The organism is Nocardioides sp. Z21_20 (assembly GCF_059766585.1).
Map to the genome: position 1 here is coordinate 1 of NZ_JCBAJX010000018.1, position 21,032 is coordinate 21,032.

General features: G+C 71.4%; 19 protein-coding genes and 4 tRNA genes. 15 read left to right on the top strand and 8 right to left on the bottom strand.

The window, feature by feature from the left end; genetic code table 11:
• Positions 1-104: 104 nt before the first annotated feature.
• A complete protein-coding gene (locus AC6EH9_RS18700) occupies positions 105-839 on the bottom strand; it encodes a DUF305 domain-containing protein (protein WP_498425190.1) in 735 nt (244 codons plus the stop codon).
• Positions 840-1,151: 312 nt separating this feature from the next.
• Here AC6EH9_RS18700 and AC6EH9_RS18705 point away from each other — a divergent pair, with 312 nt between their 5' ends.
• Positions 1,152-2,531 (top strand): LVIVD repeat-containing protein, encoded by a 1,380-nt coding sequence (locus AC6EH9_RS18705; protein ID WP_498425191.1) that lies wholly within the window; start codon positions 1,152-1,154, stop codon positions 2,529-2,531.
• Positions 2,532-2,722: 191 nt separating this feature from the next.
• On the opposite strand, the gene AC6EH9_RS18710 is transcribed toward AC6EH9_RS18705, so the two are convergent.
• Positions 2,723-2,796 (bottom strand) — tRNA-Phe (locus AC6EH9_RS18710).
• A gap of 120 nt (positions 2,797-2,916) precedes the next feature.
• Between AC6EH9_RS18710 and AC6EH9_RS18715 the strand changes: the two genes are divergently transcribed.
• The 3 genes from AC6EH9_RS18715 to AC6EH9_RS18725 all read left to right on the top strand — a co-directional run bounded on the left by AC6EH9_RS18715 (position 2,917) and on the right by AC6EH9_RS18725 (position 3,647).
• Positions 2,917-2,989 (top strand) — tRNA-Glu (locus tag AC6EH9_RS18715).
• Positions 2,990-3,095: 106 nt separating this feature from the next.
• A tRNA-Asp gene (locus tag AC6EH9_RS18720) sits at positions 3,096-3,169 on the top strand.
• A 127-nt stretch (positions 3,170-3,296) separates the two neighbouring features.
• Entirely contained in the window at positions 3,297-3,647 is a 351-nt protein-coding gene (locus AC6EH9_RS18725) for a metallopeptidase family protein (protein WP_498425192.1), read from the top strand.
• 19 nt (positions 3,648-3,666) lie between these two features.
• Here AC6EH9_RS18725 and AC6EH9_RS18730 read toward each other — a convergent pair whose 3' ends face one another.
• Complete coding sequence (locus AC6EH9_RS18730; RefSeq protein ID WP_498425193.1) at positions 3,667-4,596, bottom strand: ATP-binding protein; 930 nt, start codon at positions 4,594-4,596, stop codon at positions 3,667-3,669.
• 191 nt (positions 4,597-4,787) lie between these two features.
• Between AC6EH9_RS18730 and AC6EH9_RS18735 the strand changes: the two genes are divergently transcribed.
• On the top strand, positions 4,788-6,287 hold the full coding sequence (locus tag AC6EH9_RS18735; RefSeq protein ID WP_498425194.1) for an NAD(P)/FAD-dependent oxidoreductase: 1,500 nt from the start codon (positions 4,788-4,790) through the stop codon (positions 6,285-6,287).
• Between the two features lie 9 nt (positions 6,288-6,296).
• On the opposite strand, the gene AC6EH9_RS18740 is transcribed toward AC6EH9_RS18735, so the two are convergent.
• Entirely contained in the window at positions 6,297-6,962 is a 666-nt protein-coding gene (locus tag AC6EH9_RS18740) for a PaaI family thioesterase (protein ID WP_498425195.1), read from the bottom strand.
• Between the two features lie 150 nt (positions 6,963-7,112).
• Between AC6EH9_RS18740 and AC6EH9_RS18745 the strand changes: the two genes are divergently transcribed.
• The 6 genes from AC6EH9_RS18745 to AC6EH9_RS18770 all read left to right on the top strand — a co-directional run bounded on the left by AC6EH9_RS18745 (position 7,113) and on the right by AC6EH9_RS18770 (position 12,994).
• Positions 7,113-8,489 (top strand): hypothetical protein, encoded by a 1,377-nt coding sequence (locus AC6EH9_RS18745; RefSeq protein WP_498425196.1) that lies wholly within the window; start codon positions 7,113-7,115, stop codon positions 8,487-8,489.
• Positions 8,489-9,076, top strand: a complete 588-nt coding sequence (locus AC6EH9_RS18750; protein WP_498425197.1) for a hypothetical protein — start codon at positions 8,489-8,491, stop codon at positions 9,074-9,076. The genes AC6EH9_RS18745 and AC6EH9_RS18750 overlap by 1 nt, the downstream gene beginning before the upstream one ends.
• A gap of 228 nt (positions 9,077-9,304) precedes the next feature.
• A complete protein-coding gene (locus AC6EH9_RS18755; protein ID WP_498425198.1) occupies positions 9,305-10,555 on the top strand; it encodes a quaternary amine ABC transporter ATP-binding protein in 1,251 nt (416 codons plus the stop codon).
• A complete protein-coding gene (locus AC6EH9_RS18760; RefSeq protein ID WP_498425199.1) occupies positions 10,555-11,601 on the top strand; it encodes an ABC transporter permease in 1,047 nt (348 codons plus the stop codon). Before AC6EH9_RS18755 ends, AC6EH9_RS18760 begins: the two co-directional genes overlap by 1 nt.
• Positions 11,602-11,670: 69 nt before the next feature.
• The gene (locus tag AC6EH9_RS18765) at positions 11,671-12,549 is read left to right on the top strand and encodes a glycine betaine ABC transporter substrate-binding protein (protein ID WP_498425200.1); all 879 of its coding nucleotides are present in this window, start codon (positions 11,671-11,673) and stop codon (positions 12,547-12,549) included.
• A 112-nt stretch (positions 12,550-12,661) separates the two neighbouring features.
• Positions 12,662-12,994 (top strand): STAS domain-containing protein, encoded by a 333-nt coding sequence (locus AC6EH9_RS18770; RefSeq protein WP_498425201.1) that lies wholly within the window; start codon positions 12,662-12,664, stop codon positions 12,992-12,994.
• A 24-nt stretch (positions 12,995-13,018) separates the two neighbouring features.
• Here AC6EH9_RS18770 and AC6EH9_RS18775 read toward each other — a convergent pair whose 3' ends face one another.
• Positions 13,019-14,710, bottom strand: coding sequence for a long-chain-fatty-acid--CoA ligase (locus AC6EH9_RS18775; protein WP_498425202.1), 1,692 nt, complete (start codon positions 14,708-14,710; stop codon positions 13,019-13,021).
• A gap of 277 nt (positions 14,711-14,987) precedes the next feature.
• Between AC6EH9_RS18775 and AC6EH9_RS18780 the strand changes: the two genes are divergently transcribed.
• Both AC6EH9_RS18780 and AC6EH9_RS18785 read left to right on the top strand, forming a co-directional pair.
• Complete coding sequence (locus AC6EH9_RS18780; RefSeq protein ID WP_498425203.1) at positions 14,988-15,143, top strand: hypothetical protein; 156 nt, start codon at positions 14,988-14,990, stop codon at positions 15,141-15,143.
• Positions 15,144-15,282: 139 nt separating this feature from the next.
• A complete protein-coding gene (locus tag AC6EH9_RS18785; protein WP_498425204.1) occupies positions 15,283-15,885 on the top strand; it encodes a hypothetical protein in 603 nt (200 codons plus the stop codon).
• A 36-nt stretch (positions 15,886-15,921) separates the two neighbouring features.
• Here the strand turns inward: AC6EH9_RS18785 and AC6EH9_RS18790 are convergent.
• A tRNA-Lys gene (locus AC6EH9_RS18790) sits at positions 15,922-15,997 on the bottom strand.
• A 308-nt stretch (positions 15,998-16,305) separates the two neighbouring features.
• Here AC6EH9_RS18790 and AC6EH9_RS18795 point away from each other — a divergent pair.
• Together AC6EH9_RS18795 and AC6EH9_RS18800 are read left to right on the top strand one after the other, a co-directional pair.
• The gene (locus tag AC6EH9_RS18795) at positions 16,306-16,968 is read left to right on the top strand and encodes a DUF6629 family protein (protein ID WP_498425205.1); all 663 of its coding nucleotides are present in this window, start codon (positions 16,306-16,308) and stop codon (positions 16,966-16,968) included.
• A 395-nt stretch (positions 16,969-17,363) separates the two neighbouring features.
• Complete coding sequence (locus tag AC6EH9_RS18800; RefSeq protein ID WP_498425206.1) at positions 17,364-19,541, top strand: acyltransferase family protein; 2,178 nt, start codon at positions 17,364-17,366, stop codon at positions 19,539-19,541.
• A 27-nt stretch (positions 19,542-19,568) separates the two neighbouring features.
• Here AC6EH9_RS18800 and AC6EH9_RS18805 read toward each other — a convergent pair whose 3' ends face one another.
• Positions 19,569-20,069, bottom strand: a complete 501-nt coding sequence (locus AC6EH9_RS18805) for an FBP domain-containing protein (RefSeq protein WP_498425207.1) — start codon at positions 20,067-20,069, stop codon at positions 19,569-19,571.
• 52 nt (positions 20,070-20,121) lie between these two features.
• Positions 20,122-20,817 (bottom strand): hypothetical protein, encoded by a 696-nt coding sequence (locus AC6EH9_RS18810; protein WP_498425208.1) that lies wholly within the window; start codon positions 20,815-20,817, stop codon positions 20,122-20,124.
• Positions 20,818-21,032 lie beyond the last annotated feature (215 nt).

The window sequence follows — 21,032 nt, forward strand, 5'->3', positions numbered from 1 at the left end:
ATACTGGGCAGACCGTACGAAACCCCGGTGTTGCACTAGGACCTGGAGACCGCCCGAGTTAACTCGTGAAAGCCACACGCCGTGACGCCCCGGAAGCCGCCCCCTCACAACGCCCGCAGCAGCGCCTGCATCCGGTTGATCTCGGCGAGCTGGCCGGCGGAGATGTCGGTGGCGATCTCGCTGATGCGCAGATCGGTGCCGCCGACCGCGACGTCGTCGGTCATCGTCACCGCCCCGCGGTGGTGGGCGATCATCCCGGTGAGGAACAGCCGGTCGAAGCGCTCGCCCTCGGCGTTGCGCAGCGCCCGCAGCTGGGCCTCGGTGAGCATCCCGGGCATGCCCTGGTGCCCGTGCTCGCTGTGGTCGTAGGCCGACCAGTCGTCGGCGGCGCGGGGCACGTTGAGGTTGCGCTCGGTCAGCCACTGCGCCATCACCTGGATCTCGGGCGCCTGGGACGCGCGGATCCGGGCCGCCATCTTCCGGACCCCCTCGCTCGCCGCCCGGGTCTTGGCCAGCCGCGACATCACCAGGGCCTGGGCGTGGTGCGGGATCATCATCTGGGTGAACGCGACGTCGTCGTGGTTCCACTCGCTGGTGCCGGTGGCCTGCACCTCGTCGGGGTCGACGGTGCTGGCCGGCTCACCGGGGCGGCCCGGCTGGAGCACGGTGGCGCTCTCGGTCTGGGTGGCCTTCGGCTGCGCGTCGGCCGGGTCGGAGGCGCTGCACCCCGACCCGACGAGTACGGCGAGCAGAGCGAGGCCGGTGCCGGCCGCTCGCCCCCGCGACCGCGCACCGGCGGAGGCGCGCTGGCGCCCGGGGAATGAGGGAAGTGGGCGCACGGCGTCCTCCTGGGCCGGGGCGACAACCCGAGACGAGTCGCCGACAGCTCTTTACTTTCGATCGTGGGCCACGGTACGACATATTCGGACAACGGCCACCCCTCGCGCCGTGCCTACGAAAGGTCTCGGGACATGTTGGAATTACGCAGGCGATCATCCAGATGGCGAGCATCCACGGCGGCGGCGGCGCTGGCCGGCGCCGTCGCACTCGGGCTCGCGGTCGCGGGCCCGGTCGGCGCCCACGAGGACGGCGCCCACTCGGGTCCCTCGGCCCAGACCGCCTCCCGGGCGGTCGAGAACTGCCCACCGGCCATGAAGCGCAGCCTCAAGCGCGCCGATGACAACTTCGCGCGCGGCTGTCTGCCGGGCGAGGACTTCGGGCGCCTCGACGACAGCGACGCCCAGCTCGACGTCGGGGAGACGGCCGGCAGCCGCAACCTGAAGCTGATCGCCAACCTGCCCAAGACCGGAGCGTTCGCCAGCGAGACGGCGTACAACAGCGACCTGGCGTTCAAGGGGCGCTACGCCTTCGCCGGCAACTACGAGGGCTTCACCGTCTACGACATCTCCAAGCCGCACTCGCCGCGCCAGGTCGTCCAGGTGCACTGCCCGGGCTCGCAGAACGACATCTCGGTGTGGAAGGACCTGCTGGTCCTCAGCGTCGACTCCAGCCGCAACGACGACTCCTGCGCGAGTACGGCGCAGCCGGCGACGCAGAAGGAGTCGTGGGAGGGCGTGCGGGTCTTCGACATCTCCGACCCGGCCGCGCCGGAGTACGTCGCGGCCGTGGAGACCCCGTGCGGCTCGCACACCCACACCCTGGCGCCGAGCAAGAGCGGACGCGACCTCTTCGTCTACGTCTCCTCCTACTCGCCCAACGCGGCGTTCCCCGACTGCCAGCCGCCGCACGACCGGATCGGTGTGGTGAAGGTGCCGGTGAAGTCGCCGGAGCGGGCCTCGCTGGTGGGCACCCCGGTGCTCTTCCCCGACGGCGGCCAGCCGGGCGGCGGCTACTCGAGCCAGACCACGGGTTGCCACGACATCACCGCCTACCCCAGCAAGAACATCGCCGCCGGCGCCTGCATGGGCGACGGCATCCTGCTCGACATCTCCGACCGGGCCAACCCGGTGGTCACCGAGCGGGTCCAGGACACCGAGAACTTCGCGTTCTGGCACTCCGCGACCTTCAACAACCGCGGCAACAAGGTCGTCTTCACCGACGAGCTCGGCGGCGGTGGCGCGGCGACCTGCAACCCGACGGTGGGCAGTGAGCGCGGCGCGAACGGGATCTACGACATCGTCCGCGGCAAGCTCGCCTTCCGCAGCTACTACAAGATGCCGCGCACCCAGTCCAACACCGAGAACTGCGTGGCCCACAACGGCTCGCTGATCCCGGTCAAGGGCCGGGACTACATGGTGCAGGCCTGGTACCAGGGCGGCATCTCGGTCTTCGACTTCACCAACTCCCGGCGCCCGCGGGAGCTGGCCTGGTTCGACCGCGGACCGCTCTCCGACGAGAAGCTGACGCTGGGCGGCTCGTGGTCGGCGTACTGGTACAACGGCCACATCTTCTCCAACGACATCCAGAAGGGCTTCGACGTCCTGGAGCTCAAGGACCGGCGCGTCAAGTCCGCGCGCAGGGTCCGGATGGACGTGTTCAACCCGCAGTCGCAGCCGTCGTACAACGGCTGACGCGACGGCCGGGCGCACGCTGGCCCGGCCGGCGTACTGACCACACGAAACCCCCGCTTCCCACGTGTTCCTTCATGTGGGAAGCGGGGGTTTCCCAAGTTAACTCGGGAAAGCCGAGGCGCGCGGGACCACTGAGACCACGCACAGAACGCCCCCGACCGGAGACCCGGCGGGGGCGTTCTGTGTGCTTGTGGGCAGGGGCGGGGTCGAACCGCCGACCTTCCACTTTTCAGGCGGACGCTCGTACCAACTGAGCTACCTGCCCAAGCGGGGGAAACCTTACATGAGCACCCGGCCCGCGCGGAAACCGCCGCGGTTTGGGGCGTCACTCGGCGTGGCCCTATGCTGAAGCCGCGCTCTGAACGGCTTGCCGGACAGGGTGCAGGCCCCCATCGTCTAGCGGCCTAGGACGTCGCCCTTTCACGGCGGTAGCACGGGTTCGAATCCCGTTGGGGGTGCGCTTGCACAGGGAGTCGGACCTCGATTGGGAGTCCGGCGCGGCGATGGGTTAGAGTTTCGCTCGCTTCGCCAGTGCAAGTCGCTGAGGAGCAAAGCAGCACATATGGCCCCGTAGCGCAGTTGGTTAGCGCGCCGCCCTGTCACGGCGGAGGTCGCGGGTTCGAGTCCCGTCGGGGTCGCAGGGAAGCCGAGAGCGGCTCAGGTTCGCCTGAGCCGCTCTCGCCATTTCCTCCCGCCGCCATTTTCTGGCCGCCGGCACTTCCGACCTCCCGGCACAGCTCCCCAGCCGCCCGGCACAATGGCCGGATGATCGAGATGGATGCCGCCCGCTTCGACGCGCTGGTCGAGGGCGCCCTGGACGACATCCCCGACGAGCTCGCCGTCCTGATCCGCAACGTGGTCGTCCTGGTCGAGGACGACGCGCCCGCCGACGACCCGGACCTCCTCGGGCTGTACGACGGTGTGGCGCTCACCGAGCGCGACAACAGCTACGGGATGACGCTGCCCGACCGGATCTTCGTCTTCCGCCGCCCGCTGTTGGAGATGTGCGAGTCCGAGGAGGAGCTGGTGGAGGAGGTGCGGATCACCGTGGTGCACGAGATCGCCCACCACTTCGGCATCGACGACGCGCGCCTCCACGCCCTGGGCTACGCCTGAGGGCAGCCGGAGCGCTGCGTCACGAGCCGCTGCCGGCCATCTGGGCGCCCTCGTCGGTCCACGGGACGGGCGCCTCGCCCCGGCTCTGGCGCACGAACTCGCCGAGGTACCAGCGCTGGAAGCGCTGCTGGGGCTCCGAGCGGGCCAGCAGCAGCAGTCGCTGGGCGCGGCAGAACGCGTCCGCGAGCTCCAGGAGGTCGAGCATCTGGTTGATCACCGCCGGCGTGGTGGCGGGGACGTTCACGATCAGGTCGAGCGCCTCGGCGCCGGCGCGCAGCGCGCGCTCGATGGCGTCGAGCCCGGTGGAGTCACGGAACTCACGCTCGTAGGTGTCGAAGAGCTCGGAGAGGCTCTTGGCCAGGGGGTAGTCGTCCTGGTGGGCCAGCGAGAGCAGGCGCAGCTCGCGGCGCAGCTCGCGGTAGTGGCGGTGGTAGCCGAGGTAGAGCGGGAGCGGCAGCCCCTGGAAGACGATGGGGATCAGGTCCTCGCGCGGCGAGCCGTCGGCGGAGGGCGTCGGGCGCGTCGCGTCGTACACGACGGCCGGCGGCTCGTCGGCCTGCACCTCGCCCGCCGGGGTGAACCACACCGTCTTGCCGATCGCGTCGATCTCCGCGCCCCAGGCGGTCGAGCACATGGCGACGATGCCGAGCCCCCGGCCCACGGTGAGCAGCTCGTCCTCGTCGTGGTCGCCGGTGGTGAAGTCGGGTGGCTGCGGCGAACCGTCGCTGACCTCGAAGCGGGGATGCTCCCGGGTGCCGCGGACCCGCACGCTGATCGGCCCGGCGCCGTGCAGGACGGCGTTGGTGACGAGCTCGGAGACGGCCAGCTCGGCGCACTCGACGAGGTCGTCGCGGCCCAGCTCCCGGCAGACGTCGACCACCCAGCGACGCGCGTCAGCCACCGAACGCGGGGTCGCTCCGAGCGGGAGCGCCTCCCTGTTCATCGGCATCCGCGAATCTCCGCCACTGTCCAGAACCCACCCTCGACCAGGGCGAAGTCAACCTCAACGAGGCGTCCATACCCGGTTCCCTCGTCCGCGAAACCCCCGCCCCGAGTGTGCTGGGAGGTCGCCGAGGGAAGAAGATGGACACGTCCACTGTTCAACCAACACCCCAACTTTAGACGCAGAGAGGTTCTCCTATGTCCACCCAGCAAGTTCCGGCCGCGAAGCACCAAGTGGTGGTGATCGGGTCCGGATTCGGTGGCCTCTTTGGGACGAAGGCGCTCAAGCGAGCCGACGTCGATGTGACGATGGTGGCGAAGACCACCCACCACCTCTTCCAGCCGCTGCTCTACCAGGTCGCGACCGGCATCCTCTCCGAGGGCGAGATCGCACCCCCGACCCGCGAGATCGTGAGCCGGCAGAAGAACGCCCGGGTGCTCCTCGGCGAGGTCACCGACATCGACCTCGAGCAGCGCCTGGTCACCTCGCAGGTACTGGGCCGCGAGACCGTGCTGAGCTACGACTCGCTGATCGTCGCGGCCGGTGCCACGCAGTCCTACTTCGGCAACGACCACTTCTCCGAGTTCGCCCCCGGCATGAAGAGCATCGACGACGCCCTCGAGCTGCGCGGGCGCATCTTCGGGGCCTTCGAGCTGGCCGAGCTGGGCGCCAACCGCGGCGACAACGTCGACCACCTGCTGACCTTCGTCGTGGTCGGCGCGGGGCCCACCGGCGTGGAGATGGCCGGCCAGATCGCGGAGCTCGCCCACCGCACCCTCAAGCGCGACTTCCGCTCCATCAACACCCGCAGCGCCCGGGTGATCCTGATCGACGCCGCGCCGCAGGTACTGCCGCCGTTCGGGGCGAAGCTGGGCGCCAAGACCAAGCACGAGCTGGAGAAGCTCGGCGTCGAGGTGATGCTCGGCGCGATGGTCACCGACGTCGACGAGCGTGGGCTCGAGGTGAAGTTCAAGGACGGCCGCGTCGAGCGCATCGACGCGGTCACCAAGATCTGGGCCGCCGGCGTCCAGGCCAGCCCGCTGGGCCGCAAGCTCGCCGAGCAGAGCGGCGCCCCGCTCGACCGGGCCGGCCGGATCGGCGTGAACCCCGACCTCACCCTCGCCGGGCACCCCGAGGTCTTCGTGGTCGGCGACATGATCTCCCTCGACAACCTCCCCGGCGTCGCCCAGGTCGCCATCCAGGGCGGCAAGTACGCCGCCAAGGAGATCGACAACCGCCTCTCCGGCAAGGCTCCCCAGGGCCCGTTCCGCTACGCCGACAAGGGCTCGATGGCGATCATCAGCCGCTTCCGGGCGGTGGCGATGGTGGGCAAGCTGCGCCTGACCGGGGTGCTGGCCTGGCTGATGTGGCTGGCCGTGCACCTGGTGTACATCACCGGCTTCAAGAGCCGCTTCACCGCGCTGATGGACTGGGCGGTCTCGTTCATCGGCCGCGGCCGCTCGGAGCGCACCACCACCGAGCAGCAGATCTTCGCGCGCAGCGCCCTGGCCCGGCTCCAGGGCGGCGCCACGTCGCTGGTCTCCGAGCCCGGGGCGTACGACGCGGCGCGCGACGAGGCCGAGCGGCTCAGGCGCGAGGAGCTCGAGGCGCAGGCCGCCGAGCAGGCGCGCCTGACCGACACCGGTGAGCGGGGCACCCCTGCCCAAAGCCGGATGGCGGACAGCAAGCAGGGCTGACCCGGCGGCTCACTCGTACTGCCTGGGCGCCTTGGCCTTCTCCTGGGCCACCAGCTCGCGGGCCCACCGGGGCATGATGAAGAGGCCCTCGGCCTCGACGGTGACGCCCTCGGCGTCGGCGATGTGGCCCTTGACGTAGGTCTTGATGCCCTCGGTGCGGTCGAGCTTCGCCTCGATGTGCAGGTCGCCGAGCGGGGTCCCGCGGCGGTAGCGCACGGACAGGGTGCCGGTCATCCCCGGCGACCCGCCGGCCGCCGCGGCCCCGCCCAGCACCTGGTCGAGGAGCAGCGCGGAGACGCCGCCGTGCACCAGGCCGGGGGGCCCCTCGTAGGCGGCACCGGCCTGGAAGTCCGTCCAGACCCGGCCGTCGTCGTCGGTGTGCAGGTCGAGCGGGATCGCGATCGCGTTGCGCATCCCGATCACCGCGTTGCCGTGGGTGCGCACCGTGCCGTCCTTGGCGACGCGGGCCCCGAACGAGCCGGGGATCTGCTTGGCCCGCAGGCGCGCCACCAGCGCGTCGACCTCACGGCGTACGGCGTCGATCTCGTCGTCGTCGACCTCGGTGCGGATGGTCGCGTCGACGAGCTGGCGCACGCTGTCGGTCAGTGGGGGATAGAGCGCGCGCTCGTGCGCGAGCTCCTCGGGGGTGAGGTTCTCCTCGACGTAGTGGAACATGCGCGAACTCTAGGGGCCGAGGTGCGTGACCTGGGGCACGGGTGGCTCGTTGGGGGCGCGGACGGGAAGGAGACCCCACGCATGGAAACGATCAAGAACCCCCACTCGGGTCAGGCAGCTCGGAGCAGGTCACGTTGGAGGCGCGCCTCGGTGGCCTCGGTGGCTTCCACGGCGGCACTGGGGCTCGTGCTGATGGGGCCCACCTCAGCGATGGCGGCCGGAGACGACGCGGCGCCGCCGCGCGACCCGAGCGGACTGGTGAAGCTCCTCGAGACGCTGACCGCACCGCTCGCACCGGTCCTGGACGGCCTCGCGGACGCCGTTCGAGGACCTGGCGCCACCGCACCGCAAACCACCGCACCCTCCTCCGGCGGCACAGGGTCCCGGACCACCGACGACGGCGACTCGGCCGGCCACGAGAGCCCGGACCCGAGCGGTGACGACCACGCCTCCACGCAGGGCGTCGACGCCGAGCTGGCCGACAACGAGCTCGCCCAGGTCGGCGGCACCGACGCGTCGGTGGGCAACGACAACAGCACCGCGGCCGAGGCCACGGTGCTCGCGCTCGGCGGCCAGACGATCATCGGCGCCGAGGCCGACTCGCGCGGCGCCAAGCAGGCACAGGCGGGCGACCCGCTGGCCCCCATCTGCGACGCCAGCGGCGGCCTCCTGTGCGCGGCCCTTCTCTTCGCGGAGGCCTCCGCCTCCGAGGACGGTCCGGGCTCGCGCGCCTCGAGCAGCATCGGGCTCGCCCGTGCCTGCCTCGGCGGCGACGTGACGCCCGGCGCCGACTGCGACGGTCCGGTGCAGGCCGGGGTCGCGGGCAGCACCAGCGACATCGTCCGCAGCAAGGACGGTCACACGAAGGCCACCGCCTCCACGTCGCTGGCCGACATCTGTCTGCTCCCCGGTGCGGCCGGCGCGGGGTGCGCCCTGGGCCTCGAGGCGCTGAGCACCACCACCACCTCCGACTCGCGGACCGGTAAGAGCACGCGCTTCTCGAAGCTGGTCGGCCTCACTGTGGCCGGCAACGAGGCGCTGACGATCGAGGACCCGATCGGCATCGCGCTGCCCCCCGGCTGCACCAGCCCTGCGCTGCTGTGCGCGTTCCTCAACCAGGGCGAGACCCACGCCGGGGCCGGCACGTCGCGCTCCGCGGTCCAGGAGGCCCTGCACGTGCTGCTGCTCGGCGGCACCGTCGACGCGGTCGTCGGACAGGCCGAGACGAAGGTGCACCGCGGTCCGGTCGACACCGACGGCGGCAACAACGGCGGCGGTGACAACGGCGGCGGCAACAACGGTGGTGGCAACAACAACGGCGGCGGCGGCAACAACGGCGGCGGTGGCGGCGACGACAGCGGTCCCGTCGTCGGCGACCCGCAGGCGGGCGGCTCCATCGACGACGGCGTCCTGCCGAACACCGGCGGGGTCTGGTCCGGGATGCTGAGCCTGGGGCTGCTGGCCCTGGCGCTCGGGTCATTCCTGGTCGCCTGGAGCCGACGCAGCTCCCTGGCGCACGCCGGCTGATGGGAGTCCTCGACCGGCTTCCGGGCACGGGCGCCCGCGGTGTCGTGGTCGCGTCCCTCGTGGGTGCGTTCGCGCTGGTCGCCGCCGGCGTCCTGGCGTGGCTGACCTGGGGACCGCACGACGACACCGAGCCGGTCGCCGGGACCAGCGAGCCCGCCGCGCTGCGCACCGTGACGGCGCGCGGCGGCGGGATCGAGGTGCCGGTTCCCCGCCGGATGAAGGCCACCCGCCCCGGCGAGGCAGTACGCCTCGTCGGGGCCGGGCGGCGCGTGGTGGTCACGGTCGCACCGGCTGCCGGCGGGAAGCCGCGACAGGTGCACGATCAGGTGCTCTCCCAGATCCGGGCGGTCTACCCCCAGGTGCGTCTGGAGGCCAGCGTGCCCAGCGCGCTGGACGAGCGGCCGGGCCTGCGCTCGATCGGCACGGCCACGCGCGAGGACGGCACCACGCTGGTGCTCACCGTCACCACGGCCGGCTCCGGCAAGCGGGCGTGGGCAGTGACCGTCTTCGCGGCACGCGACGTCCGACCGGCCGAGATCAGCCGGTTTGTGGCCCCCGTTCTGGCGGGGATTCGGTTAGGCGGATGAATCGACACGAAACCCCCGGTGTGTGCCGTTCGCATACGAATTCGTTAGGTTGGCTCCGCGGCTGATCCCGAAGACTCGGCTCCGGGAGCGACCAGTCCGTGTGGTGCCATGCACGATCGGGGCCTCTCCGCGCCTCGCCGCGGGGACCACGGAGGTCGAACCAGTCGCCCCAGCGGTGCCGACAGACGGGTCGGCATCCCCGCTCCTGGAGCCTGTGACCACGTGCCGATGATCGAAGCCCATGACGTCTACAAGGTCTTCGGGCGTCGGCCCGAGCGAGCCGTCGAGCGCCTGCGCTCCGGCACCACCCGCGAGGAGCTGCGCGAGCAGGGGCTGACCGCCGCCGTCATCGACGCCACGTTCGACGTGGCTCCCGGTGAGATCTTCGTGGTGATGGGGCTCTCCGGGTCCGGGAAGTCCACGCTGATCCGGATGGCCAACGGGCTGCTGCTGCCCACGGCCGGCAGCTTCCGGGTGGGCGGCCAGGAGCTGTCCACGATGGACGCCCGGCACCTGCGCCGGGTTCGGCGCGAGAAGGTCAGCATGGTCTTCCAGCACTTCGCGCTGCTGCCGCACCGCACGGTGGGGGAGAACGCGGCGTACGGGCTCAAGGTGCAAGGCGTGAACCGGGCCGAGCGGGAGCGGCGCGCCGAGGAGGCACTGGCCCTGGTCGGCCTCGGCGGGTGGGGCGCCTCGATGCCCGGCGAGCTCTCCGGCGGGATGCGTCAGCGCGTCGGCCTGGCGCGGGCGCTGGCCGCCGGCACCGACATCATGCTGATGGACGAGGCCTTCAGCGCGCTCGACCCGCTGATCCGCCGGGAGATGCAGGACCAGCTGGTGGAGCTGCAGCACCGCCTGGACAAGACGATCCTGTTCATCACCCACGACCTCAACGAGGCGATGCGGCTGGGCGACCGGATCGCGATGATGCGCGACGGCCGGATCGTGCAGATCGGCACCGCCGAGGAGATCCTCAACGATCCCGCCAACGACTACGTCGCCCAGTTCGTCCAGGACGTCGACCGGACCCGGGTGCTCACCGCCTCCTCGGTGATGGAGCCCCCGGTGGCCGTCCTCGGCGCCGACCAGGGCCCGCGTGCCGCGCACAAGCTGATGCGCGAGCACCAGACCCCCTCGCTGATGGTCGTCGACCGGGAGCACCACCTGCGCGGCGTGGTGGTGGAGGAGGACGCCGCCCGCGCCGTGGAGGCGAACCGAGACCTCGCGTCCGTGCTGCGCCCGGCGGTCACCGTCGGGCCCGACGTCGCCGTCGCCGACCTGTTCGCGGCGTCGGCCGACAGCCCCGTGGCACTCGCCGTGGTCGACGAGACGGGCCGGCTCTTGGGCGTGATCCCCCGGGTCACGCTGCTGAGCGCGCTGGGCGCCATCGGCGGCGCCGACAGTGCCGGTACGACGGGCGGGGCGCAGGTCGCGCTCGCCGGGACGGCTGCGACGCCGACGATCGAGGAGAGCAAGTGATGGGCGCGGCACCGTTCCTTCCCGCGGAGCAGACGAGCAACCTGCGGGCCGAGACCGTCGAGGCCGGGATCCCGCGGATCAACGTGGGGGACTGGATCGAGAGCGGCTTCGACTGGGTCCGCGAGCACCTCGGTGACTTCTTCGACTCCGTCGCCACCCTGATCGAGGACAGCGTGGACGGGCTGGGCGCGCTGCTCCAGTCGCCCTCGGCGCTGCTGCTCGCGGTGCTGCTGGCGGCGCTGGCCTGGCTGGTGCGCGACTGGAAGCTGGGGCTCACCTCGCTGATCGGGCTCACCCTGATCATCGCGATGGACCAGTGGGACAACGCGATGGAGACGCTGGCGCTGGTGCTGCTGGCCACCGCCGCCGCCCTGCTGATCGGCATCCCGACCGGGGTGGCCGCGGCGCGGTGGGACCGGGTCAGCCGCGTGGTGCGGCCGGTGATGGACCTGATGCAGACGATGCCGGGCATGGTGTGGCTGGTGCCGGCGGTCTCGCTGTTCAGCATCGGGACCGCGCCCGGCCTGGTGACGACGCTGATCTTCGCGCTCCCGCCCGCCGTACGTCTCACCGAGCTCGGCATCCGGCAGGTGGACGCCGAGGTGGTCGAGGCCGGGCATGCCTTCGGGGCCACGCCGCGCGAGATCATGCGCGGGATCCAGCTGCCGCTGGCGCTGCCGACGGTGATGGCCGGGGTCAACCAGGTGATCATGCTCGCGCTGTCGATGGCCGTGATCGCCGGCCTGGTCGGGGCCGGCGGGCTCGGCGGCGTCGTGGTCAGCTCGATCGCCAGCCTCCAGATCGGTCTCGGCTTCGAGGCGGGGCTGTCCGTGGTGGCGCTGGCGATCTACCTCGACCGGCTCACCGCCTCGGTGGGCGCCGGTGGACCCGGCCCCTGGCGCCGACTGCTGTCGGTGCGCCGGGTGCGCCGGCCCGGCCGCGAGACGGGCGCCGACGTGCCCGCCGCCGCTGCGCCCGCCCCCGAGGCGGTCACCACCCCCCAGACTGCGGCGTCGGGGGACGACGCCGCCGCGGCGACCCGGTGACGGGTCGTTGTCAGGAATGACGAGAGGACACGACGAATGACGCGTATGAAGGCATCCAGAGCAGTCGGCATGGCAGCGGGACTGCTGGCCCTCGCCACCACCACGGTGGCGTGCGGCTCGGACGAGAAGGAGAGCGGCGGCTCCGGCGGCTCCGGCGGCGAGACCGTGACGCTGGGCATCATTCCCTCGTGGACCGACGGGCTCAGCACCGCGCACCTGTGGAAGCACGTCCTGGAGGAGGAGGGCTACGAGGTCGAGATCGAGGAGATCTCCGAGGCCGCGCTGCTCTACACCGGGGTGGCCCGCGGTGACATCGACGTCTACCCCTCCGCCTGGCCCCAGGTCACGCACGCGGAGTACATGAAGGAGTACGGCGACGACCTGGAGGACCTGGGCGCCTGGTACGAGGGCGCCAAGCTCACCTTCGCCGTACCGGAGTCGAGTGACCTCACCTCGATCGCCGACCTCAAGGGCAAGGCCGGCGACTACGACGGCAAGATCATCGGCATCGAGCCGGGCGCCGGCCTCACCAAGGTCACCAAGGAGGAGGTCATGCCGACCTACGGCCTCGACGAGGAGTACGAGCTCGTCGAGTCCTCCACGACCGCCATGCTGACCCAGCTGAAGAAGGCGACGGAGAACGACGAGGACATCGTCGTCACGCTCTGGAAGCCGTTCTGGGCGAACTCCGAGTTCCCGGTCAAGGACCTCGAGGACCCCGAGGGCGCGCTGGGTGACGCCGAGACGCTGAACGCGATCGCGACCGCCGGTTTCGGCGAGGAGTTCCCCGAGGTCGCGGAGATGATGGGCAAGCTGAGCCTGGACGACGAGCAGTACGGCTCCCTGGAGAACCTCGTCGTCAACGAGTACGGCGAGGGCAAGGAGGACGAGGCGATCGAGGCCTGGCTCAAGGAGAACCCCGAGTTCCTGGACACCCTGACGGGCTGACCCGATGGTGCCGGTGCGATGACCCGAACGGGCCATCGCACCGGCTGCGACCGTGGCGTACGGTGAGCGCTCGGATCATGCAGCGGTCCGGTGCTCCGACCTAGGGATCCGTATGAGCGTCATCATCTGTCACGAGGCCACGACCCCTCGGGTCACCCTCTCGGTGGACGGCCCCGGTGACCTGGACCTCGCCGCCGCGGTCGACCTGCACTGCGCGGTGCTGCGCCTGTCCCGCGAGACGGTCCGCGAGATCGTCTTCGAGGTCGATCCGGACGCGTTCATGGACTGCTCGGTCCTGCACGTCGTGGACGGCGCCGATCGGCGCTGGCGCGCGGTCGGCGGGTCGGCGCACTTCGGCGCGCTCGGTCCCCGCGGCGAGCGTCTGCTCGCGCTGACGGGGCTCGAGCGGCTCGGTGTCTCGCCCGGCCCTCGCTCCGCAGCCTGAGGGCCGGCGCGCACGCCGAGGCGCTCAGCCGGTGGCGACCATTGCGCCGACCTGGGCGGCCACCTCGCGTCGCAGGACCTTGCCCATCTGGTTGGTCGGCAGCTCCTCGACCGTCACGAACCGCCGCGGCACCTTGTAGCCGGTGAGCTCGCGGTGGGCGTAGGCGCGCAGCTCCTCGGCGTCGATCTCGCGGCCCTCGGCGGCGACGATCGCGGCCACGACCTGCTCGCTGCCGTCCTCGTGGGGCAGCCCCACGACCGCGACGTCGGCGACCGAGTCGTGGTGGCGCAGCACCGCCTCGACCTCGCTGGGGTAGACGTTGAAGCCGCCGGTGATGATCACCTCCTTGATCCGGTCGACCACGGTGATGAAGCCGTCGGGGGCGACCGTGACCACGTCGCCGGTGCGGAACCAGCCGTCGTGGAAGGCCAGCGCCGTCTCCTCGGGCAGGCCGCGGTAGCCGTCGAAGACCTGCGGCCCCTTGACCTGCAGCTCGCCCCGCTCGCCGGGTGCCGCCTCCCGGGTCGGGTCCTCGGGGTCGGCGAGCCGGATGCGTACGTCGGGGAACGGCACGCCGATCGAGCCCGGACGGCGGTCGGTGGTCATCGGGTTGCCGACCACCACCGGCGAGGTCTCGGTCAGCCCGTAGCCCTCCACCAGCAGTCCGCCGGTGGCGGCCTCCCAGCGCTCCACCAGCGCAGCCGGCAGCGGCATCGCCCCGGACAGCGAGTAGCGCACGCCGCGGATGGAGATGCCGCGCTCCTCGGCCGCGTCGACGATGCGGTGGTACAGCGGCGGGACCGCGGGGATGAACGTCGGGACCTCGCGCTTGATGGCGTCCATCATCAGGCCGAGCTCGGGCTTGGGCAGCAGCACCAGCTTGGCGCCCAGGCTGATCCCGAACAGCACGCTGATCGTGATGCCGTAGGCGTGGAACATCGGCAGCGCCACCAGGAACGACTCGCGCCCGGGCTCCAGGCCGGGCACCCAGGCGCGACCCTGGGTGCAGTTCGCGACGAGGTTGCGGTGGCGCAGCGGGACGCCCTTGGGCTGGCCGGTGGTGCCGGAGGTGTAGAGCAGCAGGGCGACGTCGTCCGCGACGGGGCGGGGGTGGGCGTCATCCAGCGCCGGCGCCGACTCCAGCGCGGCGAACGACATCGCCTCGGGGGCCGGGGAGGTGAGCTGGTCGCGGGAGGCGCGGGCCTTGGCGATGGGCAGGCGCAGCGCCAGCCGCTTGGCCAGCGGGAGCTCGGCGGTGAGGTCGACCGCGACGATGTGCTCCACCGCGTCGGTGTCGCGCAGCTCCTCGATCACCGGGACGACCTTGTCCCACACGATCGCGACCTTGGCGCCGTGGTCGGCGAAGGCGGGGCGCAGCTCGGCCGCGGTGTAGAGCGGGTTGTGCTCGACGACGACCGCGCCGAGGCGCAGGACGGCGTGGAACGCGATGACGTTCTGGGGGCAGTTGGGCATCACCAGGGCCACGCTGTCGCCGGCCTGCACGCCGAGGCGCCGCAGCCCCTCGGCCACGCGCCGTACCCGCTCGCCGGCACGGGCGTACGTCGTGGTGCGGCCGAGGAAATCGAAGGCGGGGCGGTCACCGTGCGCGGCCACGGAGCGCTCGAACTGGTCGAGCACGGTCGTGTCGCCGTAGTGCAGGTGAGCAGGGACCCCCGGGCCGTAGGCGCTGATCCAGGTGGGTTCTGCGAGCGTCATGAATCTCCTCGGGACGTACCTACGGAAGCGTAGGTAGTAGCGAATCTACCGCGCCGGCCGGGGCTGGTCTCAGCCGTTCGGGCGGGTCCGTGGGCAGTGTGTCCGACGCCTCACTGGATTGGGTGTCCCGGAGGGGTTTGAGGGTCAAGTTGGGTGTTGCGAGAGCCGTAGGATTCTTCATGCCGCCGCAGTCGTCATGGCCCACCCGGCATTCCCCTCCCGACCCTTTTGACCGCAAAGAGAACAGCCTGTGTACGCCTCGGTGGCCCTGCCCGTCATGCCTCTCCTCGCCCTGATCGTCGTGGCGCTCGCCGTCCTCGTCGTCCCTCTGGTGATCCGCTTCGTCGTCTGGCTGGCCGCCGGCGAGGACACCGCCTCGCTGATGTACGCCCAGCGGTTCGAGGACGACTCGGCGCGACTGAGCCGGGTCTGAGCGCCGCAACTTCTCCCTCCGTGGCGCGGTGAAGCCGCATACTTCACCGGTGAGGACCCGTGCACGGCGTCGACGCCCCCTGCGTACCGCTGTTCTGACGGTGATCCTCGCGGCACTGGTACTGGCCGCGGGTGCTGTCGTGGCTGGCCAGCTCACCGAGGATGAGGCCGCCGGGGATCCGGCCGTGCCCACCACCTTCTCGGCGTACGCGGCGCAGGTCATCGATTCGACCCCCGGGGCCTTCACGTCCGGCCAGGTGGTCGTCGTCCCCGGCGCGGGCGAGCAGCCCGGGCCCGACCAGGCCGGATCGCTGGTCGCGGACCGGGGACAAGCGCTGCTGGCCTGCACCCAGTGGCCCCGGACCCGGGGCTGCACCGTCTCGGTCGGACACCTCGAGGACGGCGGCTTCGTCTACGACTTCGGTGTCGGCACGGACCGCTTCCAGGCGCCCGGCGCCGAGATGGAGGTGTTCCTGATCCCGAGCCACACCCCCACCGGACCGGAGACCCTGGTCCTGGCCGGCGGCGCGACCCCCGCCACGTCTGCCGTCGTGGTCCTGAGCGACGGAACAAAGGTGCCGGCCACGGTGACCCGGGCGGTGGGCAGGCCGACCGGGGCGATCTACTTCGCGCGCACCGCCGGGACACCGGTGCGCGTGGTCGCCCTCGGCGCGAACGGGCGGGTGCTCGAGGACCACGCGATCCGGCCCTGCCCGCCTGGGGACAGCTGCGAGGTGCAGTGACCTGACTGCCGCGGCGCGCAGCGCCGCGGTGGGTGCTGGTAGGCCCCGTGGGACTCGAACCCACAACCAACGGATTAAAAGTCCGCTGCTCTAACCATTGAGCTAGAGGCCCGGGGGGTCTGGGGTTCAGTCCGGAGAAACATCTGGACAATCACGATGTAGTTTCCAGCGTCGCCCGCGCACCCGCCGCCACAGAGTATCGGCACGGTCGAACATGCCCCGAACAGGACCTGGGACTGCTGCGCCACTCAGGAGCGCTCCTGACCGAGGCCCCAGACGCGTGTCCCGACGTGCACGGCGCGTCGAACCGGCCTGACGCGCCGAGCCGGACAGACGAGCAGGGCGATCCAGGCGCGCGTTTCCGGCCTGCCCAGAGGTTTTCTCCGTCGGAAGGGGTACCGCTCGAGCGTGTGCTTCTCGATGAGTGCCGATCTGACCGCCGGGGTGGCCCTGCTCCCCGTCGCGGCGATCTGTCTGCGCGAGGTGCGCACGCCCCGGGAGCTGCCGTTCGCGTCGCTGCCCCTGCTCTTCGCGCTCCACCAGCTGACCGAGGCCCTCGTCTGGCACGGCGCGTCCGACTACGTCTCGGAAGGTGTCCAGCACGCCGCCGCGATGATCTACGTCCTCTTCGCCTTCCCGGTCCTCCCGATCCTGGTGCCGCTCGCGGTGCTGCTGCTCGAGCCTCAGGGACGGCGCCGGCGGGTGGCGCCGTTCGTGGGCCTCGGCGCGGTGGTCGCGGCGTACCTGCTCTGGGCGGTCCTCAACGGCCCGGTCCTCGTCAGGGAGGAGCCGCACGCACTGATCTACGACGTCAACCTGACGTACGGGGTGATGTGGGCCGTGCTCTACATCGTGGCGGTGATCGGCCCGTCGGTGCTGTCGGGCTACCCCTCGATCGTCGTCTTCGGACTGCTCAACCTGGTCGGGCTCACGGTCGTCGCCATCGTCTACGTCCAGGCCTTCGCGTCGCTGTGGTGCGTCTACGCGGCACTGACCTCCGTACTGGTCACCGTGCACATGGTGCTGCGCCGCCGGCTGCCGGACCTCCACCGCCTCGAGGGTCAGGGACTGGCGCGCGCCTGAGGCGGTGGGGATCGCAACCCACGGGTAACTGGAGATTCCCCTTCACCTGGTGCGTGCGATCCTCCAGTTACCTGCGGGTAGGCGGGGCGGTGCGCGACGCCGGACTCGGATCACGGCGCGAGAAGGAGCCGATTGGGCGGTCCCTCGACCGCCCAACCGGGTAGTCCCTGCCGATGTGGTCGTGCCACTGTTTACGGATCACGGTCGCCACACAGGATCGGAACCTGCCGTAGCCCGTCCGCCCCAGGGACGAGGCGAGACCGCGATCATAGAACCCGCCGTCGAAGCCCATGGGCGATGCGCGGACGCGCCGAGGAGTGGATCGCGGTCCGACGGCACCGCGTACGGCGTAAGGTCAGCGGCGCTGCGTGCGGGTATCACGGGGGACTGGATATATGAGGACGTCACTGACTGCTCCGGTTCCCGGCGTACCCGCGCAGCGCACCGAGCCGGTCGGGCACAAGCGCCTCGACATCCAGGGCCTGCGCGCCATCGCGGTGATGGCGGTGGTGATCGACCACGTGGGCGTCTTCCCGCTGCCGGGCGGGTTCGTCGGGGTCGACGTCTTCTTCGTGATCTCGGGCTTCCTGATCACCGGCCACCTGGTCCGCGGACTGGCCCGCGACGGGCGCGTCGGGTTCGCGGAGTTCTACGCCAACCGGATCAGGCGCCTGATGCCCGCCGCCACGGTCGTGCTGCTCTTCTCCGCCGTCGCCACAGTGCTGTTCCTGCCCTCGACCCGGTGGCGTGACATCTCCTGGGACATCGTCGGCTCGGCGTTCTACGTCGAGAACTGGGTCCTGGCCGGCAGGTCGGTCGACTACATGACCCAGGACGTGCTGCCGAGCCCGCTGCAGCACTTCTGGTCGCTGGCCGTGGAGGAGCAGTTCTACATCCTCTGGCCGCTGGTGATCGCGCTCGTGGGGGCGGCGCTCACGCTCGGCGGCCGGGCGGGCCACGGTCGCCGCGTGTACGACGAGCACCCGCGCCGGGTCCAGCTCGCGCTCCTGGTCGGGCTGGCCGTCATCGCCATCCCCTCCCTGGCCTGGTCGGTGCACGCCACCGGCACCGAGCCTGCGCGGGCCTACTTCGTGACCTCCACCCGGTTGTGGGAGCTGGCCGTCGGCGGGTTCGTGGCGATCCTCGCGGTCCACTTCCGCCGCATCCCCGAGGCCGTGGCCGGCGCCGTGATGTGGGCCGGGCTGGCGGGGATCCTCGCCTCGCTGGTCGTCATCGGGCCCCAGACGCCGTTCCCCGGCACCGCCGCGCTGCTGCCCACGCTGTCGACGGCCGCCGTGATCATCGGCGGGTTCCGGGCCGGCCGGGCGGGTCCGGGCGCGCTGCTGAGCCTGTCCCCGGTCCAGCGCGTCGGGGACTGGTCCTACTCGATCTATCTGTGGCACTGGCCGCTGATCATCATCGCGACGGCGCAGCTCAGCGAGATCACGGTGCCGGTCGCGCTGGCGCTGATCGGCCTCTCGCTGCTGGTCGGCTACGCCTCCTTCCGGTGGGTCGAGACCCCCACCAGGAGTCATCGGAGCTGGATGGCCAGCGCGACCGCGATGAAGATGGGTGCCGCGATGATCGCGGTCTCCGCGCTCGCCGGCCTGCTCGTCGTGGGGCTGCCCGCCCGGATGGCCGAGGGAGACGCGGTCGAGGCGCAGCGCCGGGCCATGGAGCAGATCGAGGCCGCGGTGTCGGGGGACCCCGACGCCGAGCGGCTGGGCGCCACCGCTCTGCCCGACGAGCCCGAGGGCGCCCAGGAGGGAGCGCCGCGGGACTCGTTCCCGGTGCTCGTCCCGGACCCCGACTACGCCAAGCGCGACTTCGTGAAGTGCGTCTCCACCCGGATGGGCGACCCCAGTGTCACCTCGTGTCCGTTCCCGACCCCCGGCGCGACGGTCGACATCGCCCTGGTCGGCGACTCGCACGCGGCTCAATGGCTGGACGCCCTGCGTCCGCTCGCCGAGAAGCACGGCTGGAACGTGACGGCGTACATCCACAACATGTGCCCGTTCGCTGCCGGGGAGCTCCTCCGCGGTGGGAAGCGGTATGCGGACTGCATCGAGTGGAACGAGGCCGTGACCGCGAAGCTGCTCGAGCAGGACCTGGCCGCGGTGATCACCTCCAACTTCACCAACAGCGCCGCGGTGGCCGGGGGTGTGGAGGAGATGGCCGCCGCCCACGCCGCCGCCTGGGCGCCGTTCACCGAGCGCAACATCCCTGTGGCCGTGATCCGGGACAGCCCCCGTCCCCGGCCCATCCACGTGGCGGAGTGCGCCGCGATGCACGAGGACTCACTGAGGCAGTGCGCGTTCCCCCGGCAGCGGGGCGCGGAGAAGCAGGGCGTGGCGCAGATGCTCGCTGCCCGGGACGCGGAGGGCGTCACCGCCATCGACCTCAACGACGCGATCTGCCCCACCCCGTGGTGTGCCGCAGCCATCGGCGGGGTGCTGGTCTATCGCGACACCAACCACCTCAGCGGGACCTACGTCCGCACCCTGCAGCCCAGGCTCGAGGAGGCGCTCCTCGCGATCGGCTCGCTCGCGCCGGCAGCCACGCCGACCGGCTGAGCGCGGCTGCCTCGGTGGCCGGGCCGGCTACCCGCGGGGCGCGACCACTCGACGCAGGAAGTCGGCGAGGTTCCCGCGCAGCCGCTCCACCTTCTGGTCGGGGCTGATCGTCTCGACCGGCTGCGCCCGATCGGGACGCTTGAGGCCGCGGGCGTAGAGCGAGCAGGCCAGGTCCGCGCACAGGTAGGTGCCCACCGTGTTGCCCTTACGCCCGGCCGCACCCGGCAGCGGCGCGACCATCAGGGCCATGTCGGTGGTCGAGTGGGTGGTCAGGCAGAAGGCGCACATGTTCTTGCGCCCCGCCCGACCGCCGCCGCTGCCCACCCGCAGCACGAGCCCCACGGTGTCCTCGAGGTACGGGGCGACCAGGTACGCCGAGCCGGGTGCGCGGGGGTCCCGCCAGCCGAGGAAGTCGAGGTCGTCCCAGCGGGTCGTCTCCAGATCCCGGGGCAGGGCCAGGCGCGAGGCCTCGCCCTTGGAGCAGTTCACGAACGAGTGGCGTAGCTGGTCGGCGGTCAGTGCTTCCACGGCGCTCAGCCTGACATGCGCGCTCGGTCCCCCCGCCACCGACGCCTCGGGCCTAGGCCCGACGCTCCTCCACCAAGGTCCGGGCCAGGGCGACCTCGTCGATCCCAGCCAGCGCCGCGGCCTGCAGCAACCGGTCGCGGGCCGTCTTGAGGTCGACGCCCTGGGCGGCCGAGATGATGCCGGTGGCCCGATCGATCAACCCCTGCTCACGCAACCGGCCGGGAGCCCGAGCTGCCTCCAGGCGGGTCCCGAACGGCAGATCCGCGTTGGTGACCGCCCCGGGGGCCCAGGCGCCCAGGGCGTCGGCCAGCGCCTGGGTGCGGTCGAGGAAGGCGTCGTCGGAGGCGCCGTACAGGCTGACGCCGCCGGTCACCACGCCGTTCCTGCGCAGCGGCATGGACAGGGTGCTCGCCACCCCGACGGCGGCGCTCGCCTGGGCGAAGAGGCGCCAGCTCCCCTCGTCCATCAGGCTCGAGCTGTCGCTCTGCGCGGTCTCGCCGTGCTCGATCGCGCGGAGGCCGGGCCCGTCGGTGACGTCCTGGTCGCCGGCGAGGGCAGCGAGCTCCTGGTCGGTGGCGACGAGGGTGAAGGTCAGGCCGTGCTGGAGGTAGCTCAGGCTGAGCCCGATGCAGAACGGAGCGAGCCGGCGCACCTGCGCCGCCGTCGCCCGCAGCCGGGACAGCAGGTCCTCGGCTCCCGCCTGCTCCAGGTCGCGGACCACCGCGCTCGTCTCGGGAATGGGTTCCATCGGGTCCCTTCCTCTGCCGTTCGCGCGTGTCGCAGCGTCCCGGTGCCCAGGTTCGGCGCAGCCATGCCGCGCGCGGTGGGGAGATCCGAGACCCTGGTCACGCTTGCGGTCACCTTCGGGCGCGTCGCGGCACGCGGCTGTCGCAGAACGCTCATCATATTTGGCCAAAAATCCTTGACCTGGATGGTTTGTGGAGGGCCGGTCCTTGGTACTGT

Excerpts from the sequence above, each read along its gene's own strand:
- AC6EH9_RS18705 (WP_498425191.1), top strand. The coding sequence starts at position 1,152 with ATGAAGCGCAGCCTCAAGCGCGCCGATGACAACTTCGCGCGCGGCTGT.
- AC6EH9_RS18725 (WP_498425192.1), top strand. The coding sequence starts at position 3,297 with ATGATCGAGATGGATGCCGCCCGCTTCGACGCGCTGGTCGAGGGCGCC.
- AC6EH9_RS18730 (WP_498425193.1), bottom strand. The coding sequence starts at position 4,596 with ATGCCGATGAACAGGGAGGCGCTCCCGCTCGGAGCGACCCCGCGTTCG.
- AC6EH9_RS18735 (WP_498425194.1), top strand. The coding sequence starts at position 4,788 with ATGTCCACCCAGCAAGTTCCGGCCGCGAAGCACCAAGTGGTGGTGATC.
- AC6EH9_RS18740 (WP_498425195.1), bottom strand. The coding sequence starts at position 6,962 with ATGTTCCACTACGTCGAGGAGAACCTCACCCCCGAGGAGCTCGCGCAC.
- AC6EH9_RS18750 (WP_498425197.1), top strand. The coding sequence starts at position 8,489 with ATGGGAGTCCTCGACCGGCTTCCGGGCACGGGCGCCCGCGGTGTCGTG.
- AC6EH9_RS18755 (WP_498425198.1), top strand. The coding sequence starts at position 9,305 with ATGATCGAAGCCCATGACGTCTACAAGGTCTTCGGGCGTCGGCCCGAG.
- AC6EH9_RS18760 (WP_498425199.1), top strand. The coding sequence starts at position 10,555 with ATGGGCGCGGCACCGTTCCTTCCCGCGGAGCAGACGAGCAACCTGCGG.
- AC6EH9_RS18765 (WP_498425200.1), top strand. The coding sequence starts at position 11,671 with ATGGCAGCGGGACTGCTGGCCCTCGCCACCACCACGGTGGCGTGCGGC.
- AC6EH9_RS18770 (WP_498425201.1), top strand. The coding sequence starts at position 12,662 with ATGAGCGTCATCATCTGTCACGAGGCCACGACCCCTCGGGTCACCCTC.
- AC6EH9_RS18775 (WP_498425202.1), bottom strand. The coding sequence starts at position 14,710 with ATGACGCTCGCAGAACCCACCTGGATCAGCGCCTACGGCCCGGGGGTC.
- AC6EH9_RS18780 (WP_498425203.1), top strand. The coding sequence starts at position 14,988 with ATGCCTCTCCTCGCCCTGATCGTCGTGGCGCTCGCCGTCCTCGTCGTC.
- AC6EH9_RS18795 (WP_498425205.1), top strand. The coding sequence starts at position 16,306 with ATGAGTGCCGATCTGACCGCCGGGGTGGCCCTGCTCCCCGTCGCGGCG.
- AC6EH9_RS18800 (WP_498425206.1), top strand. The coding sequence starts at position 17,364 with ATGAGGACGTCACTGACTGCTCCGGTTCCCGGCGTACCCGCGCAGCGC.
- AC6EH9_RS18810 (WP_498425208.1), bottom strand. The coding sequence starts at position 20,817 with ATGGAACCCATTCCCGAGACGAGCGCGGTGGTCCGCGACCTGGAGCAG.